The sequence below is a fragment of the Streptomyces sp. T12 genome (assembly GCF_028736035.1).
Classification (GTDB): Bacteria; Actinomycetota; Actinomycetes; order Streptomycetales; family Streptomycetaceae; genus Streptomyces.
In genome coordinates, this window is sequence record NZ_CP117866.1 from 8,054,689 (window position 1) to 8,072,332 (window position 17,644).

General features: G+C 71.4%; 16 protein-coding genes and 1 riboswitch. Of the genes, 10 read left to right on the top strand and 6 right to left on the bottom strand.

Annotated elements, in window-relative coordinates; genetic code table 11:
- Window positions 1–156 precede the first annotated feature (156 nt).
- A riboswitch (cyclic di-AMP (ydaO/yuaA leader) is annotated at window positions 157–319 on the top strand.
- Between the two features lie 13 nt (window positions 320–332).
- On the top strand, window positions 333–1,118 hold the full coding sequence (locus PBV52_RS36200; RefSeq protein ID WP_274244254.1) for a M23 family metallopeptidase: 786 nt from the start codon (window positions 333–335) through the stop codon (window positions 1,116–1,118).
- 192 nt (window positions 1,119–1,310) lie between these two features.
- Window positions 1,311–2,006, top strand: coding sequence for a GntR family transcriptional regulator (locus tag PBV52_RS36205; protein WP_274244256.1), 696 nt, complete (start codon window positions 1,311–1,313; stop codon window positions 2,004–2,006).
- A gap of 168 nt (window positions 2,007–2,174) precedes the next feature.
- On the opposite strand, the gene PBV52_RS36210 is transcribed toward PBV52_RS36205, so the two are convergent.
- The gene (locus PBV52_RS36210) at window positions 2,175–2,456 is read right to left on the bottom strand and encodes an HPr family phosphocarrier protein (protein WP_016432192.1); all 282 of its coding nucleotides are present in this window, start codon (window positions 2,454–2,456) and stop codon (window positions 2,175–2,177) included.
- Between the two features lie 178 nt (window positions 2,457–2,634).
- Between PBV52_RS36210 and PBV52_RS36215 the strand changes: the two genes are divergently transcribed.
- From PBV52_RS36215 to PBV52_RS36230, 4 genes are all read left to right on the top strand, one after another.
- Window positions 2,635–5,484 (top strand): bifunctional GNAT family N-acetyltransferase/acetate--CoA ligase family protein, encoded by a 2,850-nt coding sequence (locus PBV52_RS36215; protein WP_274244260.1) that lies wholly within the window; start codon window positions 2,635–2,637, stop codon window positions 5,482–5,484.
- A gap of 52 nt (window positions 5,485–5,536) precedes the next feature.
- Window positions 5,537–6,124 carry a DUF5998 family protein gene (locus PBV52_RS36220; RefSeq protein WP_274244262.1) on the top strand — a complete coding sequence of 196 codons (588 nt, stop codon included), beginning with the start codon at window positions 5,537–5,539 and terminating at the stop codon, window positions 6,122–6,124.
- A 1-nt stretch (window position 6,125) separates the two neighbouring features.
- Window positions 6,126–7,319: an alkaline phosphatase family protein gene (locus PBV52_RS36225; RefSeq protein ID WP_274244264.1), complete on the top strand. Its 1,194-nt coding sequence runs from the start codon at window positions 6,126–6,128 to the stop codon at window positions 7,317–7,319.
- 71 nt (window positions 7,320–7,390) lie between these two features.
- The gene (locus PBV52_RS36230) at window positions 7,391–8,038 is read left to right on the top strand and encodes a thymidine kinase (protein ID WP_274244266.1); all 648 of its coding nucleotides are present in this window, start codon (window positions 7,391–7,393) and stop codon (window positions 8,036–8,038) included.
- 59 nt (window positions 8,039–8,097) lie between these two features.
- Here PBV52_RS36230 and PBV52_RS36235 read toward each other — a convergent pair whose 3' ends face one another.
- Window positions 8,098–8,901, bottom strand: coding sequence for a VOC family protein (locus PBV52_RS36235; RefSeq protein ID WP_274244268.1), 804 nt, complete (start codon window positions 8,899–8,901; stop codon window positions 8,098–8,100).
- A gap of 296 nt (window positions 8,902–9,197) precedes the next feature.
- Here PBV52_RS36235 and PBV52_RS36240 point away from each other — a divergent pair, with 296 nt between their 5' ends.
- Window positions 9,198–10,049 (top strand): sulfurtransferase, encoded by an 852-nt coding sequence (locus PBV52_RS36240; RefSeq protein WP_274244270.1) that lies wholly within the window; start codon window positions 9,198–9,200, stop codon window positions 10,047–10,049.
- A 101-nt stretch (window positions 10,050–10,150) separates the two neighbouring features.
- Here PBV52_RS36240 and sepH read toward each other — a convergent pair whose 3' ends face one another.
- The 3 genes from sepH to PBV52_RS36255 form a co-directional block, all read right to left on the bottom strand.
- Window positions 10,151–11,188, bottom strand: a complete 1,038-nt coding sequence (gene sepH / locus PBV52_RS36245) for a septation protein SepH (protein ID WP_274244273.1) — start codon at window positions 11,186–11,188, stop codon at window positions 10,151–10,153.
- A 463-nt stretch (window positions 11,189–11,651) separates the two neighbouring features.
- Window positions 11,652–12,971 carry a D-arabinono-1,4-lactone oxidase gene (locus PBV52_RS36250; RefSeq protein WP_274244295.1) on the bottom strand — a complete coding sequence of 440 codons (1,320 nt, stop codon included), beginning with the start codon at window positions 12,969–12,971 and terminating at the stop codon, window positions 11,652–11,654.
- Complete coding sequence (locus PBV52_RS36255) at window positions 12,931–14,169, bottom strand: MFS transporter (RefSeq protein WP_274244298.1); 1,239 nt, start codon at window positions 14,167–14,169, stop codon at window positions 12,931–12,933. The genes PBV52_RS36250 and PBV52_RS36255 overlap by 41 nt, the downstream gene beginning before the upstream one ends.
- 222 nt (window positions 14,170–14,391) lie before the next feature.
- On the opposite strand from PBV52_RS36255, the gene PBV52_RS36260 reads away from it, so the two are divergent.
- Complete coding sequence (locus PBV52_RS36260) at window positions 14,392–15,519, top strand: ferrochelatase (RefSeq protein WP_274244300.1); 1,128 nt, start codon at window positions 14,392–14,394, stop codon at window positions 15,517–15,519.
- A gap of 8 nt (window positions 15,520–15,527) precedes the next feature.
- Entirely contained in the window at window positions 15,528–16,343 is an 816-nt protein-coding gene (locus tag PBV52_RS36265; RefSeq protein ID WP_274244302.1) for an inositol monophosphatase family protein, read from the top strand.
- A gap of 55 nt (window positions 16,344–16,398) precedes the next feature.
- Here the strand turns inward: PBV52_RS36265 and PBV52_RS36270 are convergent, their stop codons facing one another.
- Complete coding sequence (locus PBV52_RS36270; protein WP_164904867.1) at window positions 16,399–16,572, bottom strand: hypothetical protein; 174 nt, start codon at window positions 16,570–16,572, stop codon at window positions 16,399–16,401.
- 417 nt (window positions 16,573–16,989) lie between these two features.
- Between PBV52_RS36270 and PBV52_RS36275 the strand changes: the two genes are divergently transcribed.
- Entirely contained in the window at window positions 16,990–17,643 is a 654-nt protein-coding gene (locus PBV52_RS36275; protein ID WP_007385219.1) for a response regulator transcription factor, read from the top strand.
- Window position 17,644: the final 1 nt, after the last annotated feature.

The following is a 17,644-nucleotide window of genomic DNA, read 5'->3' on the forward strand; positions in this document are numbered from 1 at the left end:
GTCACCGGGGCCCCTTTATGCCCGAATTGAGGGAGAGGTTGCCTGTCTGGCCTGTGGGATGCGCTACAAAAGCCGTGATCCGTTTGGGGATTGAAAGTTGTCCCGCTTAGCGTCTTGCGGGCTGTCCGTCAGGCAGTGCGCCGCGCCCGCGGCACCGGACAGCCATCGCCGAGTCCCCGTACGGCGCGAGCCAGGGGAGCCGGGGACCCATCGAAGTCCCTGGGGTGAATCGGACGCCCGCGCAGCCGCGAGGGGGTCCGTAGGAGACCTTCCTGCTCCGAACCCGTCAGCTAACCCGGTAGGCGAGAAGGAAGGAAAGGACCAGCCACTACATGGCGTTCACCTGCGCCACCGGGAAGAACCGTCCCACCGGGAAGCACCGTCGCCCCAGCCGGTTCGAGCGCACCACCGCCCGCGCTGCGGGCGTCGCCGCTCTCACTGCCACCGGCGTCATAGGCACCCTCGCCACCCCGGCGCTCGCCGCCGAACCCGCTGTCGAGCAGACCGGCCTCATCCCCGTCGTCACCATCGAGAACTCGATCGCCGACCAGATCGACGCCCAGGCCGCCGCCCAGGAGCAGGCCGCCGAGGAGGCCGCGGCCCGTAAGAAGGCCGCCGAGGAGGCCGCGCGCAAGAAGGCGGCCGAGAAGGCCAAGCAGGAGCGCGAGGCCAAGGAGCGCGCCGCCCGCGAGGCCGAGCGCAAGCGCCTGCTGTCCTACGTGGCGCCGATCTCCGGCTCGTACATCTCCACCGGCTACAAGGCCGGCGGCGCCGTCTGGTCCTCCGGCAGCCACACGGGCGTCGACTTCCACGCCGCCAGCGGCACCTCCGTCCACGCGGTCGGCTCCGGCACCGTCGTGGAGGCCGGTTGGGGCGGGTCGTACGGCAACAACATCGTGATCAAGATGAACGACGGTACGTACACCCAGTACGGCCACCTGTCGTCCATAGGCGTCTCGGTGGGCCAGGCCGTCACGCCCGGCCAGCAGATCGGCCTGTCCGGCGCCACCGGCAACGTCACCGGACCGCACCTGCACTTCGAGGCCCGCACGACGGCGGAGTACGGATCCGACATCGACCCCGTCGCCTACCTCCGCTCGCACGGCGTGAACCTCTGACGGCTCCACTGCGCCTCCCCTCCCCGAAAGCCCCGGCTCCCGAGCCGGGGCTTTCGGCGTTTCGGACGACCGGCTGTCCAAAAAATATCCATGGATTCCGACCCGCCATCGGAAATTCCAGCCGGGTGCAATAGAGTCACTGAACACACGTCATTCGTCGACGTTTCACGGGGATTAAAGCGGAGGTCGGTCATGCGTATTCCGGCGCACTCGGTATGCACCGCGATCCGGGACGACATCGTCGCCGGTGTCTACGAGCGCGGCAGCCGGCTCACCGAGGAACTCCTCGCACGCCGCTACGGCGTCTCCCGCGTCCCCGTGCGGGAGGCCCTGCGCACCCTGGAGGCGGAGGGCTTCGTGGTGACCCGGAGACACGCGGGCGCGTGCGTCGCCGAACCGACCGAGCAGGAGGCCGCCGACCTGCTGGAGATGCGCACCCTCCTGGAGCCGCTCGGCGCCTCCCGGGCCGCCCAGCGGCGCACCGAGGCCCATCTGAAGGTCCTGCGCGGCCTCGTCAGGCTGGGACAGGAGCGGGCCAGGCGGGGCAACAGCGAGGATCTGCGCTCCCTGGGCGGCTGGTTCCACGAGACGCTCGCGCAGGCCTGCGGCAGCCCCGCCCTGACCTCGATGCTGACCCAACTGCGCCACAAGATCGCCTGGATGTACGCGGTGGAGTCGCCGGTCGACCCCGTGGAGTCCTGGACCGAGCACGGCGCGATCGTGGACGCGGTGGCGCGCGGCGACGGTGATCGCGCCCGCGCGATCACGGCGCTGCACACCGAGCGCGCGATCTCCGCGCACCGACTGCGGTTCGGCTCCGGCGGTGACGGCGCGGAGCGTGTGAGGAATTCGCAACATCCCGTAAACATGCCGAGTCTGCGGCATTAACACGGGCGCCGTATACAAAGAGGAGATATTTGGCGGCGGGTAATTTCCGCTGCCCTTTTTCAGGTTGCCCGTGAATTCCATGGCCGCCTGCCGTAAAACAGCGAAGCCGCGTCGGCCGGAAAGGCAGACGCGGCTTCACCGTGTGCAGCGGAGGCCCGCTCAGGTCATTCAGACCGTCTCGGGAAGCTCCTCGAGGCCCTCGGAGACCAGCTTCGCCAGACGGTCGAGGGCGGCGTCCGCGCCCTCGGCGTCGGAGGCGAGGACGATCTCCTCACCGCCCTGGGCGCCCAGGCCCAGAACGGCCAGCATGGAGGCCGCGTTGACGGGGTTGCCGTCGGCCTTGGCGATCGTCACGGGGATGCCTGCGGCCGTGGCGGCCCGGACGAAGATGGAAGCGGGGCGGGCGTGAAGGCCCTCGGCCCAGCCGACGTTGACGCGGCGCTCAGCCATGTGATGCTGCCCTTCGGTGTTCAGGGTTGTCTAGACCAGTTTCCCACACCCGTGAAGCATGCCGGGAGGGACAAAACGCCCCTCCTGAGGTGACCGTCGGGTCGCGGCCTCGACCCGTCATACGTCCTCCACAGACTGCCTCGCGCCGTTGTCGTACGCGAGCCGTACTCTGGGCCCCATGCAGAGCGCCTCGGACCGGCACGAGTACCCCGCCCACTGGGAAGCCGACGTGGTGCTGCGCGACGGCGGCACCGCACGCATCCGCCCCATCACCGTTGATGACGCCGAGCGCCTGGTCAGCTTCTACGAGCAGGTGTCGGACGAGTCGAAGTACTACCGCTTCTTCGCGCCCTACCCGCGACTGTCCGCAAAGGACGTCCACCGCTTCACGCACCACGACTTTGTGGACCGGGTGGGACTCGCGGCCACAGTGGGCGGCGAGTTCATCGCCACCGTACGCTACGACCGGATCGGCGCCGACGGAATGCCCGCGTCGGCCCCCGCCGACGAGGCCGAGGTCGCCTTCCTCGTCCAGGACGCCCACCAGGGACGCGGCGTCGCCTCCGCCCTCCTCGAACACGTCGGCGCGGTCGCCCGCGAGCGCGGTATCCGCCGCTTCGCCGCCGAGGTGCTGCCCGCCAACTCCAAGATGATCAAGGTGTTCACGGACGCCGGGTACACCCAGAAGCGCAGCTTCGAGGACGGCGTCGTACGCCTGGAGTTCGACCTGGAGCCGACGGACCGCTCGCTCGCCGTGCAGTACGCGCGCGAGCAGCGCGCCGAGGCGCGGTCCGTGCGGCGGCTGCTGGTGCCCGGCTCCGTCGCCGTCATCGGCACCGGCCGCACGCCCGGCGGGGTGGGCCGCAGCGTCCTGGGCAATATCAGGGACGCCGGGTTCACGGGGCGGCTGTACGCCGTGAACAAGGCGTTCCCGGAGGACCTCAAGGAGCTCGACGGCGTGCCCGCGCACCGGTCCGTACGGGACATCGACGGGCCCGTGGACCTCGCGGTGGTCGCCGTACCGGCCGAGTACGTCCCCGAGGTGGTCACCGAGTGCGGCGAGCACGGCGTGCAGGGGCTGGTCGTGGTCTCCGCCGGGTACGCCGAGAGCGGGCCCGACGGGCGCGAGCGGCAGCGCGAACTCGTCCGGCACGCGCGCGCGTACGGCATGCGCATCATCGGGCCGAACGCCTTCGGGATCATCAACACCTCCGCCGACGTACGACTGAACGCCTCCCTGGCGCCCGAGATGCCCCGCCCCGGCCGGATCGGGTTGTTCGCCCAGTCCGGTGCCATCGGGATCGCGCTGCTGTCCCGGCTGCACCGGCGCGGCGGCGGGGTCACCGGGGTCACGGGCGTGTCGACCCTCGTCTCGTCCGGCAACCGGGCAGACGTGTCCGGCAACGACGTCCTTCAGTACTGGTACGACGACCCGGACACCGATGTCGTACTGATGTACCTGGAGTCCATCGGCAACCCGCGCAAGTTCACCCGCCTCGCGCGACGTACGGCGGCGGCGAAGCCGTTGGTCGTGGTGCAGGGGGCGCGGCACGGCGGCGCGGCACCGCAGGGGCATGCGGTCCGGGCCACGCGGTTGCCGCACACCACGGTGTCCGCGCTGCTGCGGCAGGCCGGGGTGATCCGGGTGGACACGATCACCGAGCTGGTGGACGCGGGACTGCTGCTCGCGCGCCAGCCGCTGCCGGCCGGGCCGCGCGTGGCGATCCTCGGGAACTCCGAGTCGCTGGGGCTGCTGACGTACGACGCGTGCCTGTCCGAGGGGCTGCGGCCGTTGCCGCCGCTGGATCTGACGACGGGGGCGTCGGCCGCGGACTTCAGGGCGGCACTGTCGCGCGCGTTGGCCGACGACACCTGCGATGCGGTGGTGGTGACGGCGATTCCGGCGATCGGGGAGGTGTCGCCGGGGGATGCGGAACTGGCGGAGGCACTGCGGTCGGCGGCCGAAGGGGTGCCGGGGAAGCCGGTGCTGGTGGTGCACGTGGAGCTGGGCGGTCTGGCGCAGGCCCTGTCGGCCGCAGCGAGCACCGCACCACAGGCGGGCAGGACGGCGCTCGGCACCGGGCTCCGTGCCACGCACCCGTTCCGCCCCCTGGACTTCCCGGCCGAGACACCGCCCGAGCAGTCGGACACCTCGGAGAACGCGCCCCGGCTCATCCCCGCCTACCCCGCGGCCGAACGTGCCGTGCGCGCCCTCGCCGAAGCCGTCAAGTACTCCCAGTGGCGGCGCGAGGCGGCCGACCCCGGGAAGGTGCCGGAGTACGAGGACATCGACGAGAAGGGGGCCGCCCAGCTGATCGGCGGCCTGCTCGCGCGCGGGCAAGGGCTCACACTCGGCACGGACGAGACGTGCGACCTGCTCGGCAAGTACGGCATCCACGTGCACCGCGCCCTGCACGCGCCCACCCCCGACGCCGCCGCCGACGCCGCCCACACCCTCGGCTACCCCGTCGCCCTCAAGGCCACCGCCCCGCATCTGCGCCACCGCGCCGACCTCGGCGGCGTACGGCTCGATCTCGCGGACGAGGAGCAACTGCGGCGGGCGTACGCCGAGTTGGCCGAGCTGTTCGGCAGACCGGAGGAGCTGCGGCCGGTGGTGCAGAGCATGGCGCCACGCGGCGTCGACACCGTCGTACGGGCCGTGATCGACCCGGCGGCCGGCGCCGTGCTGTCCTTCGGCCTCGCCGGGGCCGCCTCGCAGCTGCTCGGTGACACGGCGCACCGGCTGATCCCCGTCACCGACCGCGACGCGACCTCGATCGTCCGCTCGATCCGGACCGCACCGCTCCTCTTCGGCTGGCGCGGCTCCACGCCCGTCGACACACCTGCCCTGGAGGAGCTGCTGCTGAGGGTGTCGCGGCTGGTCGACGACCACCCGGAGGTCGTCGCGGTCACCCTGGAGCCGGTCGTCGTCGCCACGCACGGCCTGAGCGTGCTCGGCGCCTCGGTACGCCTCGCGCCACCGCCTGCCCGCGACGACCTCGGGCCAAGGACCCTGCCGACGTACTGAGACCGCCGCGAGCGGTGCCTCGCAGTCAGTGGGCCCCCGTAGGATGGGCGTCATGGCCAAGACCAGTACGACGACCCAGGGGCTGCGTGCGGCGATCGAGCGCAGCGGCTACTACCCGGCCCTCGTGGCCGACGCGGTGGAGGCCGCTGTGGGCGGCGAGCCCATCCGGTCGTACCTGGTCCATCAGGAGACGACGTTCGACCAGAACGAGGTGCGGCGGCACGTGACCGTGCTCGTCCTCACCGGCAACCGCTTCATCGTCAGCCACACCGACGAGCAGGCCGCCGACAGCACCTCCCCGACGCCGTACGCCACGACGTCCACGGAGTCCGTGAAGCTCGGCCGGATCTCGTCGGTGGTGGTCAGCCGTGTGGTCGCCAACCCGGAGCAGTACCAGCCGGGCACGCTGCCCCGCGAGGTGGTGCTGACCATCGGCTGGGGCGCCGTCTCCCGTATCGACCTGGAGCCCGCCGCCTGCGGCGACCCCAACTGCGAGGCCGACCACGGCTACACGGGCAACTCGACGGCGGACGACCTCAGCCTGCGGGTCAGCGAGGCCGGTGACGGCCCGGAGACGGTGCGCCAGGCGCTCGTCTTCGCGCAGTCGCTCTCCGAGGCGACGGCGGACGTCGCTCACTGAGATGATCCAGCCCACCGCCTGGGACGCCCACCCGGAACCTCTCTCCGTCGACTCCGCGCCCGCCCCCGAGTACGGCAGCGGCTCGCTCGCCGATCTGCTGCCCACGCTGGCCGCCGGCATGGCCGTACCGGAGATGACCGCCGCCATCCCCGAGCTGACCGCGACCGACCGGAACTGCGTGTTCCTGGTCGACGGCCTCGGCTGGGAGCAGCTCAAGGCGCACCCCGAGGACGCGCCGTTCATGACCTCGCTCCTGAGCAGCTCGCGCGGCGGCACCGGACGCCCCATCACCGCCGGGTACCCGGCGACCACCGCGACCTCCCTCGCCTCCGTCGGCACCGGCCTGCCGCCGGGCGCGCACGGCCTGCCCGGGTACACCGTGCGCAACCCGGAGACCGGCGAGCTGATGAACCAGCTGCGCTGGAACCCGTGGACGTCACCGCGCGTCTGGCAGCCGTACCCCACGGTCTTCCAGCTGGCGCACCAGGCGGGCGTCCACGCGGCCCAGGTGTCGTCGCCCACCTTCGAGAGCACCCCGCTGACCAAGGTCGCCCTCAGCGGCGGCTCGTTCCACGGCCGGCTGACCGGCGAGGACCGTATGGACCTCGCGGCCGAGCAACTGGCCGCGGGCGACCGTTCCCTGGTCTACACGTACTACGCCGAGCTGGACGGCGCCGGCCACCGCTTCGGCGTCGACTCGGACACCTGGCGCGGTCAGCTCATGTACGTCGACCGGCTCGTCCAGCGTCTCGCCGAGCAGCTGCCGCCGCGCAGCGCGCTCTACGTCACCGCCGACCACGGCATGATCGACGTGCCCTTCGACGAGCAGCACCGCATCGACTTCGACGAGGACTGGGAGCTGCGTGCCGGTGTCGCCCTGCTGGGCGGCGAGGGCCGGGCGCGGCACGTCTACGCGGTGCCCGGCGCCGCGAACGACGTGCTGACCTGCTGGCGCGAGGTGCTCGGCGAGCAGTTCTGGGTGGCCTCCCGGGACGAGGCGATCGCGGCGGGATGGTTCGGGCCACAGATCGACGAGCGTGTGTACGACCGTATCGGTGACGTGGTCGCGGCCGCGCGGGACGACGTCCTGATCATCGCGTCCGAGCGGGAGCCGAAGGAGTCGGCCATGGTCGGCAACCACGGCTCGATGACCCCCGCCGAGCAGTTGGTCCCCCTCCTCGAAGTACGCACCTGACACCCTGCACGTCATCCCCGGACGTCGTCACCTCCCGACCGATCTCCTCACCGAAAGGTGCTCAACTCAACATGCCCGAGCTGGTGTTCTTCTCCGGAACGATGGACTGCGGGAAGTCGACGCTGGCCCTCCAGATCGAGCACAACCGTTCGGCGCGTGGCCTCGCGGGCATGATCTTCACGCGCGACGACCGTGCGGGCGAGGGCAAGCTGTCCTCGCGGCTCGGCCTGGTCACGGACGCGGTGGAGGTCGAGGACGGCATGGACCTGTACGCCTACCTCGTCGACCACCTCTCCCGGGGACGCCGCGCGGACTACGTCATTGCCGACGAGGCCCAGTTCCTCGCACCGAACCAGATCGACCAACTCGCGCGGGTGGTCGACGACCTGGGCCTCGACGTCTACGCCTTCGGCATCACGACCGACTTCCGCTCCAAGCTGTTCCCGGGCTCCCAGCGCCTGGTGGAACTCGCCGACCGGGTCGAGGTGCTCCAGGTCGAGGCCCTGTGCTGGTGCGGCGCCCGCGCCACGCACAACGCCCGCACGATAGGCGGCGAGATGGTCGTCGAGGGCGCCCAGGTGGTCGTCGGCGATGTCAACCAGGCGGACGCCGTCGGCTACGAGGTCCTGTGCCGCCGCCATCACCGCCGCCGCATGACGGCGGCCAGCGCACGGGCGGCGGCGCTGTCCCCGGACGTCCTGCCGGTGCAGCCGGCCTGAGCCGCGGCCCACTCGGCCATCCCGGCCCCCAAGCCGCCCCGCACCACCCCTGAGCGCCGTCAGCGCGGATTCTGGATCAGGGAGAACCGGGCCCCCTCCGGGTCCGCCACCGTCGCCACGCGCCCGTGCGCGCTGTCGTGGGCCGCATTCAGGACATGGCCGCCGAGCTCATCGATCCGCTCCAGTGCCTCGTCCGTGTCGGCGACTTCGAAGTACGTCATCCAGTGCGGGCCCCGGTCGCGCGGCAGGGCGTTGCCGACGCCGTGGATGCCGGCGACCGGGCGGCCGTCGATGTGCAGGGTGACGTAGTCGAAGTCGGCGGAGACCACCGGCTCCTCCTCGTAGGCGAACACGCTCTCGTAGAACTTGGCGACATTGACGGACTCGAAGGTCAGCAGCTCGTTCCAGGCGGGGGTACCGGGCACGCCCGTGACGGCGGTGCCGAGGTGGGCCGCCGTCTGCCAGATGCCGAAGACGGCGCCGGCGGGGTCGGAGCAGATCGCCATCCGGCCGGCCTCGGCGGCGTCCAGCGGCCCCACCCCGACGGTGCCGCCGCACAGCCGTACCGTCTCGGCGGTCAGGTCCACGTCGTTCGAGGCGAGATAGGGCGTCCAGGCGATGGGGAGGTGGCGGTCGGGCGGCAGCTGACCGATGCCGGCCACCTCACGGCCGTCGAGCAGGGCCCGCACATAGGGGCCGAGTTGCTGGGGGCCGGGCTGGAACTCCCAGCCGAACAGCGCCCCGTAGAACTCCTGGGTCGCGGCCAGTCCGTGCACCATCAGGCTCACCCAGCAGGGCGTGCCGGGCGCGTGCCGGGCGTGCGTCGCGCCGTGCGGGCCGGCCGACCCCCGTGCCTCGGTCATCGTCACTCTCTCCTCGGCCTCTCGTGGTGGCCGTGTCGCGTCCGTGGTCCGGACCCCCGAGCCGATGCTCGCACCACCCGTGGCCGCGCGCGCTGCGGGCACGCCGCCGCACGACGGCCGGTGCCCGGAGGATGCCCGGTGTGCGATTTACCGCCCGTTTCCGTGCGATTGCCGATGGATGTCGATCGGCTGTACAGCATGTGCCCGATCCCGTACGCCTCGTGATCGAGCCTGTCCGGCGGGCAGAGTAACCGGAGCCGGGCGATGCGGCCACCCCGTGCGCAAGGATGGTGGCCATGAACGCCATCATCTCCGCATCCGAACTCGCGAGTGAACTGTCGGGCGAGAACCCGCCGGTGCTGCTCGACGTCCGCTGGCAGTTGACCGTGGCCAAGGCGGCCGGTGAGCCGCCGTTCGACGGCCGGACGGCGTACCGGGCCGGGCACATCCCCGGCGCGGTCTACGTCGACCTGGACCGGGAACTGGCCTCCGCGCCCGGTTCGCGCGGCCGTCACCCCTTGCCGGACCTGGCCGAATTCGGCGCGGCGATGCGCCGGGCGGGCGTGTCGTCGTCGGCGCCGGTGGTTGTGTACGACGGCGGGCAGGGCTGGGCAGCGGCCCGGGCGTGGTGGCTGCTGCGCTGGACGGGTCACCCGGATGTGCGGGTCCTCGACGGCGGGTTGCCGACCTGGCAGGGGCCGCTGGAGACGTCCGAGCCGACTCCGGTGGAGGGCGACTTCGAGCCGGCGCCGGGGGCGACGGGCCTTCTCGACGCCGACGGCGCCGCGGCGCTCGCTCGATCGGGCGTGCTGCTGGACGCGCGAGCGGGGGAGCGCTACCGCGGAGAGGTCGAGCCGATCGATCCGGTCGGCGGCCACATCCCGGGCGCCGTGTCCGCCCCCACGAACGAGAACGTCGGCGCGGACGGCCGCTTCCTGCCCGCCGAGGAACTCGGCGCGCGCTTCAAGGCGCTGGGCGCGTCCGAGGGCACGGAGGTCGGCGTGTACTGCGGCTCGGGCGTCTCCGCCGCACACCAGGTGCTGGCGCTGGCGGTGGCGGGCATTCCGGCGGCGCTCTACGTCGGTTCGTGGTCGCAGTGGTCGTCGGATTCGTCGCGGCCGGTGGCTGTGGGGCCGGATCCGCAGTAGGCGGGCGCAGCACGAGGGCCGCGTTGCGACCAACGCGGCCCTCGTCCTCGTACGGCCGCATCCACAGCCGTACGACCGATTCTCCTGCTACTCCTGCTTGCCTACTCCTGCTTCTTCCTGCGCGTCCCGAACACGATCTCGTCCCAGCTCGGGACGGCGGCCCGGCGGCCGGGGCGGACGCCGTCCGCTTCGGCCTGACGGTCCGTGGCGCCGATGAGGCGGTCACGGTGACTGCCGACGGAGCGGGGCATGAGGACGTCCGCGTAGGCGGAACCAGCCGAGGCGGCGGGGGCCGGAGGCTCCTCCGTGGCCGGTTCGGCGGGAGGTTCCTCCGCGTCCGGCTCCGGCGGGCGCTCCGGGACCACCAGGTCGCCCCGGAAGCTGGGCACCGCCTCCAGCAGGCTGGTCAGCGAGTCCCGTTCCTCCGTGGTCTCCTCGACAGGCTCGGAGGCCTGGGCCGGCAGGCTCGGCCGTGCACCTTCGAGGGCACGGTCCATCCCACGCTCGCGCGGAAGCCGGGCGATACGCGGTACGAACGGGAAGCTGGGCTCCGGCGCGGCGAGGTCCTCGGACTCACCGATCAGCGAGCGCGCCTCCTCGTCGACGGCCTGCACGAGCCGCCGGGGCGGGTCGTACGTCCAGCTCGCCGAGTGCGGTTCGCCCGCCACCATGTAGACCAGCAGCACTTCCCAGGTGCCGTCGTCACGGCGCCACGAGTCCCACTGCACGGTGTCCTTGTCGGCGCCGCGCAGCAGCAGCCGCTCCTGGACGGCCTCGCCGAGCTGCGGCCCGGCGGCGTTCTCACCGGGGCGGCGGACGGGAGTCTTGCGGGCCCGTTCGGCCATGAAGGCGCGCTCGGCGAGCACGGGGCCCTCGAAGCGCCGTACGCGGTCGACGGGGATGCCGGCGAGTTGGGCGACCTCTTCCGCGGTCGCACCAGCGCGTATACGCGCCTGGATGTCGCGGGGGCGGAGATGGCTCTCCACCTCGATCTCGATCTGGCCGAGGCGGGGACGGTCGCCGCGCACGGCGGCGCGCAGGCGTTCGTCGATCGGAAGCGTGTACTCCGTTGCGTCGGCAGCCTTCAGCACCAGCCGTGTGCCGTCATTTGAGACGGCCACGACACGCAGTTCGGGCATGGGGACCTCCCGGGTGGTGCCTGCCGACGTCACGTGCGTCGCTGCTTCCGCTAGTCGAGTGTGGCCTGCCCGGGTGCAGCCTGCCACAACCTTGCCGAGTTGCCCGGCGTGTCGGGCACGGGCCCTGGATCGCCGTTATGGCACGGTTACCTGTTCGCAACGCTAAGTGACCAACTCCGTCACCCTGTGCAACTAGCCCCCTCCCGGCGGTCCTTGAAGGCCACGGACGCCCTGGCGGGAGACCGGACCCAGGGCTCGCAACAGTACTCCATTTGGGCCACGTGCGTGGATTGGCGCGCCGCTCAACTTCTGGCAAGGGGTGGGACTCGGCCGTCCGTTGAGCGGTTCTCCGATCTTGAGCGTGGCGTACTTCACGCAAACGCCGGAAATGGAACTAATGCTTTCGCCCGTACCTCTCCTGGCTGCGCAGTTGGCCGACCGGGTGGATCGAGCCGATCGCGTGCTACGCCCCCAACACCCTTCGCAGGTAGTCGTTCTGGAACCGGCGGTCCGGGTCGAGCCGGTCCCGCAGCGCCGTGAACTCGCCGAAGCGCGGGTACACCTGGGCGAAGTACTCGGCGTCCCGCGTGTGCACCTTGCCCCAGTGCGGACGTCCCTCGTGCGCGGTGAAGATCCGCTCGGCGGCGGTGAAGTACCGCTGGTACGGCGTGCCCTTGACCATGTGGACGGCGACGTACGCGCTGTCGCGGCCCGAGGCGGTGGACAGCGTGATGTCGTCGGCCGGGGCGGTGCGCACCTCGACCGGGAAGCTGACCCTGAGGCCGGAGCGCTCGATCATGGCCTTCAGTTCGCGCAGCGTCTCGACGACGGCCTCGCGCGGGACGGCGTACTCCATCTCCACGAAGCGCACCCGGCGCGGTGATGTGAAGACCTTGTAGGGGATGTCCGTGTAGGTCCGCGCGGACAGGGCCTTGCTGGAGATCCGGGCGATCGCCGGGATCGTGGCGGGTGCCGCGCGGCCGACCCACTGAGCCGCCTGGAAGACGCCGTTGGAGAGGAACTCGTCCTCGAGCCAGCCGGCGACCTGCCCCACCGGCTTCTCCGGGCCCGCGCTGCGGTTGTTGCGCTTGGTGTTGGTGTTGCCGGTGTGCGGGAACCAGTAGAACTCGAAGTGCTCGTTCTCGGTCCACAGTTCGTCGAAGTCCGCCAGGACCTTGTCGAACGGCATCGGCTCCTCGCGCGCGGAGAGCAGGAAGATCGGCTCCACGGCGAAGGTGATCGCGGTGACGATGCCCAGTGCGCCGAGGCCGATGCGGGCCGCCGCGAAGACCTCCGGATTCTCCTTCTCGGAGCAGGTGAGCACTGAGCCCTCGGCCGTGACCAGTTCCAGGCCCTTGATCTGGGCGGCGATCGAGGCCGACTCACGGCCCGTGCCGTGTGTGCCGGTGCTGGTGGCGCCCGAGACCGTCTGCTCCATGATGTCGCCCATGTTCGTGAGCGACAGGCCCTCGCGCGCCAGGGCCATGTTGAGCCTCTTGAGCGGGGTACCCGCCTCGACCGTGACCGTCATGGCATCCCGGTCAATGTTGCGGATGCCGGTCAAGAGTTGAGGGCGGATCAGCACGCCATCGGTGGCGGCTATGGACGTGAAGGAGTGGCCACTGCCGACCGCCTTCACCTTCAGGCCGCCCTCGGCGGCCCGGCGTATCGCCGCGGACAGCTCCTCGACGGAGGCCGGAGCGACCTCCCGCACGGGGCGGGCGGCGACATTGCCGCTCCAGTTACGCCACGTGCCGTTCCTGCCGCTCGCTGTGCTGCTCAACGGTGCCTCCCCGACGCGGAGCCGGCCTGCTGAGCCGGCGATACCCCAGGAAACCCACCACGACCGCGACGGCCCCGGCCACCGCCGGAACCCCGTACCCGGCGTCCGCACCGGCGGCGTCGATCGCCCAGCCGGCCGCGGAGGAGCCGAGCGCGACACCGACCGCGAGCCCGGTGCTCACCCAGGTCATGCCCTCGGTCAGTTGCGCGCGTGGTACGTGCTCTTCGATCAGGGACATGGTGGTGATCATCGTGGGAGCGACCGCCATGCCCGAGACGAACAGCGCCACGGCCAGAAGCGGCAAGTTTCCGACCAGTAGGAGGGGGATCATACTCACGGCCATCGCGCATATGCCCAGCAGCCAGCGAGGTTCGGGTGCCCCCTTGAAGCGCAACAGCCCGAAGACGAGCCCCGCCGCGCAGGAGCCCGCCGCGTACAGCGCGAGGACCACGCTCGCGGCGCCCTTGTGCCCCTGCTCGTCCGCGAAGGCCACCGTGACCACGTCCACGGACCCGAAGATCGCTCCGGTCGCCACGAAGGTGGCCACCAGGACCTGCAGCCCGGGGGAGCGCAGAGCCGAATCGGTACCTCGGCGCTCGCGCGGATGCGGCACGGGCTCGGTGGCCCGCTGCGCGGTCAGCCAGAAGACACCGGCGGCCAGGAAGCAGCCGGCGAGCAGCGGCCCGGCCTCCGGGAACCACGCCGTGGACAGGCCGATGGAGATGATCGGCCCGAAGATGAAGCACACTTCGTCGATCACGGACTCGAAGGAGTACGCGGTGTGCAGCTGCGGCGTCTCCCGGTACAGCGCGGCCCAGCGGGCCCGGGTCATCGCCCCGACGCTGGGCACGCAGCCGATGCCGACGCAGGCCACGAACAGCACCCAGTCCGGCCACCCGTAGTGGGCGGCGAACAGCAGCCCGGCACCCGCCACGAGCGAGATCAGCGTCGCCGGACGCAGCACCCGCCGCTGCCCGTACTGGTCGACCAGCCGTGAGACCTGCGGGCCCGCCACCGCCGCAGAGAGCGCGATGGTGGCCGACAGGGCGCCGGCGAGGCCGTAGCGCCCGGTCAGCTGGGAGACCATCGTGACCACGCCGATGCCCATCATCGACAGCGGCATCCGGCCGAGGAAGCCCGCGGCGGTGAAGCCCTTGGTGCCAGGGGCGGCGAACAGGGCGCGGTAGGGGCTCGGCACGGGGGTCTCCGGTCAGGCGGAAGGGCAGGACTGAGCGGCTCGGGGCAACTCAGGGTGGCTCGGGGCAACTCAGGGCGACTCAGGGCGACTCGGTAAGGCGCGTGGACAGCCGATACAGCTTACGAGTTAGGTGACCCTAACGCACCTGGCCGGACGAACCGGGAACCCGGGTGGTCACCCCGCCGTTTCCCGGCTGTCAGTACCGGATGACAGGATCGATCCATGCCAGACGCGCGCGATGCCACCCCCTACGACGCCCTGCTCCTGCTCTCCTTCGGCGGCCCCGAGGGCCCGGACGACGTGATCCCGTTCCTGGAGAACGTCACCCGCGGGCGGGGCATCCCCACCGAACGCCTGAAGGAAGTCGGCGAACACTACTTCCTCTTCGGCGGCGTCAGCCCCATCAACGACCAGAACCGCGCCCTGCTCGACGCCCTGCGCAAGGACTTCGCCGAGCACGGCCTGGACCTGCCGATCTACTGGGGCAACCGCAACTGGGCGCCGTATCTGACCGACACCCTGCGCGAGATGGTCGCGGACGGCCGCCGCCGCATCATCGTCCTCGCCACCAGCGCCTACGCCTCCTATTCGGGCTGCCGCCAGTACCGCGAGAACCTCGCCGACTCGCTCGCCGCCCTTGAAGCCGAGGGCCTGGAGCTGCCGAAGGTCGACAAGCTGCGGCACTACTTCAACCACCCGGGCTTCCTGGAACCGATGATCGACGGTGTCGTCGAGTCCCTCGCAGACCTTCCCGAGGACGTCCGGGACGGCGCGCACATCGCCTTCTCGACCCACTCGATCCCGACCGCGGCCGCGGACAGCTCCGGCCCGGTCGAGGAGCAGGGCGACGGCGGCGCGTACGTCGAGCAGCACCTGGACGTCGCGCAGCTGATCGCCGACGCAGTACGCGAGCGCACCGGCGTCGACCATCCCTGGCAGCTCGTCTACCAGTCCCGCTCCGGCGCCCCGCACATCCCGTGGCTGGAGCCGGACATCTGCGACCACCTCGAGGAGCGGCACGAGGCCGGGGTGCCGGCGGTCGTGATCGCCCCCATCGGCTTCGTCTCCGACCACATGGAGGTCCTCTACGACCTCGACACGGAGGCCAAGGCCAAGGCCGAGGAGCTGGGTCTGCCGATGCGCCGCTCGGCCACCGTCGGAGACGACCCGCGGTTCGCCGCGGCGATCCGCGACCTCGTCCTGGAGCGCGCCGCCGTGGAGCGCGGCCAGGACGTCACGCCCTGCGCCCTGGGCGCGCTCGGCGCCGACCACAACCTGTGCCCGATCGGCTGCTGCCCGGCCCGCGCCCCCAAGCCCGCCGCCGCGGGCGCCGACAGCCCGTACGCGTGAGGAGCCCCGTGACCGACCCCCTGCACTCGGAACTGCTCCGGCTGGCCCGGGAGGCCGCCCGCCGCGCGGGCGAGCTGCTGCGCGACGGCCGTCCGGCCGACCTCGCGGTCGCCGCGACCAAGTCGAGCCCGATCGACGTGGTCACGGAGATGGACATCGCGGCGGAGAAGCTGATCACCGACGTGATCTCCGAGCACCGCCCCGACGACGGTTTCCTCGGCGAGGAGGGCGCCTCCACCGAGGGCACGAGCGGCATCCGCTGGGTGATCGACCCGCTCGACGGCACGGTCAACTACCTGTACGGGCTGCCGACTTGGTCCGTCTCCATCGCCGCCGAGCAGGACGGCGAAGCGGTTGTCGGGGTCGTGGCGGCCCCAATGCGCGGCGAGACGTATCACGCGGTGCGCGGCGCCGGTGCTTGGGCCACGGGATCCTGGGACGGCGAGCGCAGGCTCGGCTGCCGGCGCACAGCGCCCCTGGACCAGGCCCTGGTCTCGACCGGCTTCAACTACGTCACCGAGGTGCGCACCCACCAGGCCGACGTCGCGCAGCGGCTGATCCCCCTCCTGCGTGACATCCGCCGCGGCGGCTCGGCCGCGATCGACCTGTGCGACCTGGCCGCGGGCCGCCTCGACGGCTACTACGAGCGCGGCCTCAACGCCTGGGACGTGGCCGCGGGCGACCTGATCGCACGAGAAGCGGGCGCCCTGACCGGCGGACGCCCCGGAGAGCGCCCGTCACGTGACCTCGCGGTGGCGGCCACCCCGGGAGTCTTCGAGCCCCTCCAGCGGCTCCTGGAGGACTTCGGCGCCTGGCACGACTGACGGCACGCGACGGGGCCCCGGCGCTGGATTCGCCGGGGCCCCGTCGTCGTGCTCGTCAGACGCGTGACGCGCCGACTTCCACACCGTGCTCGGCGGCGAGGCGGCGCAGGTCGTCGAGCTCGCCCTGCTCCACCTCGACGAGGAAGTCGTCGCCCTCGTCACGAGCCCGCGTCAGGTCGGACTCGGTCGCCCTTATGCGCTGCAGAAGTCCTGCGGTGAATGCGTCCATGCTGCGCCCCCTCGTCCTGGGTCGTGGGTCGGTGGCACGGGGGTGTGCCGTTCGGAAGGGGCGATCACGTCTCCGGTAGGTGCCCAGCGCTGCCCTTGCTGGGCGGCGACGGTGCCGGACACCCACGCCCGCTCTGCGGGAAGCGGATCGAGTCGTACCGCATGGTGGTGCGGCACGAGCAGAGCGTGATCGCGGGGTGTAAAGCCGTCCTCCCCCCGCTCCCTTCCGCGGAAACCTCAACCGGAAGAGAAAATCTCGCATTCCCGGGCTTCACACCCGTCCTGCATGGTCCGCCCACCCGTCTTACCGCCGACTTATGGCGGAAAAGGGCAGGATGGAGGCCAGGACACCAGACCAAGACCCCTGCCCGTGTGCGAGCCAAGCGCTACGCGGGTGGACACAGGAAGGACAAGCGACGTGCGCGTACTCGTCGTCGAGGACGAGCAACTGCTCGCCGATGCGGTGGCCACCGGACTGCGCCGGGAGGCCATGGCCGTCGACGTCGTGTACGACGGTGCGGCCGCCCTGGAGCGCATCGGCGTCAACGACTACGACGTGGTCGTCCTCGACCGCGACCTCCCGCTGGTGCACGGCGACGACGTCTGCCGCAAGATCGTCGAACTCGGCATGCCCACGCGCGTGCTGATGCTCACGGCCTCCGGCGACGTCAGCGACCGTGTCGAGGGGCTGGAGATCGGCGCCGACGACTATCTCCCCAAGCCCTTCGCCTTCAGCGAGCTGACGGCACGCGTGCGTGCCCTCGGCCGCCGTACGAGCGTGCCGCTGCCGCCCGTCCTGGAGCGCGCCGGCATCAAGCTCGACCCCAATCGCCGCGAGGTCTTCCGCGACGGCAAGGAGGTGCAGCTCGCGCCGAAGGAGTTCGCCGTCCTGGAAGTGCTGATGCGCAGCGAGGGCGCGGTGGTCTCCGCCGAGCAGCTCCTGGAGAAGGCCTGGGACGAGAACACCGACCCGTTCACGAACGTGGTGCGAGTGACCGTCATGACACTGCGCCGCAAGCTGGGGGAGCCACCGGTGATCGTCACCGTGCCCGGCTCCGGCTACCGGATCTGAT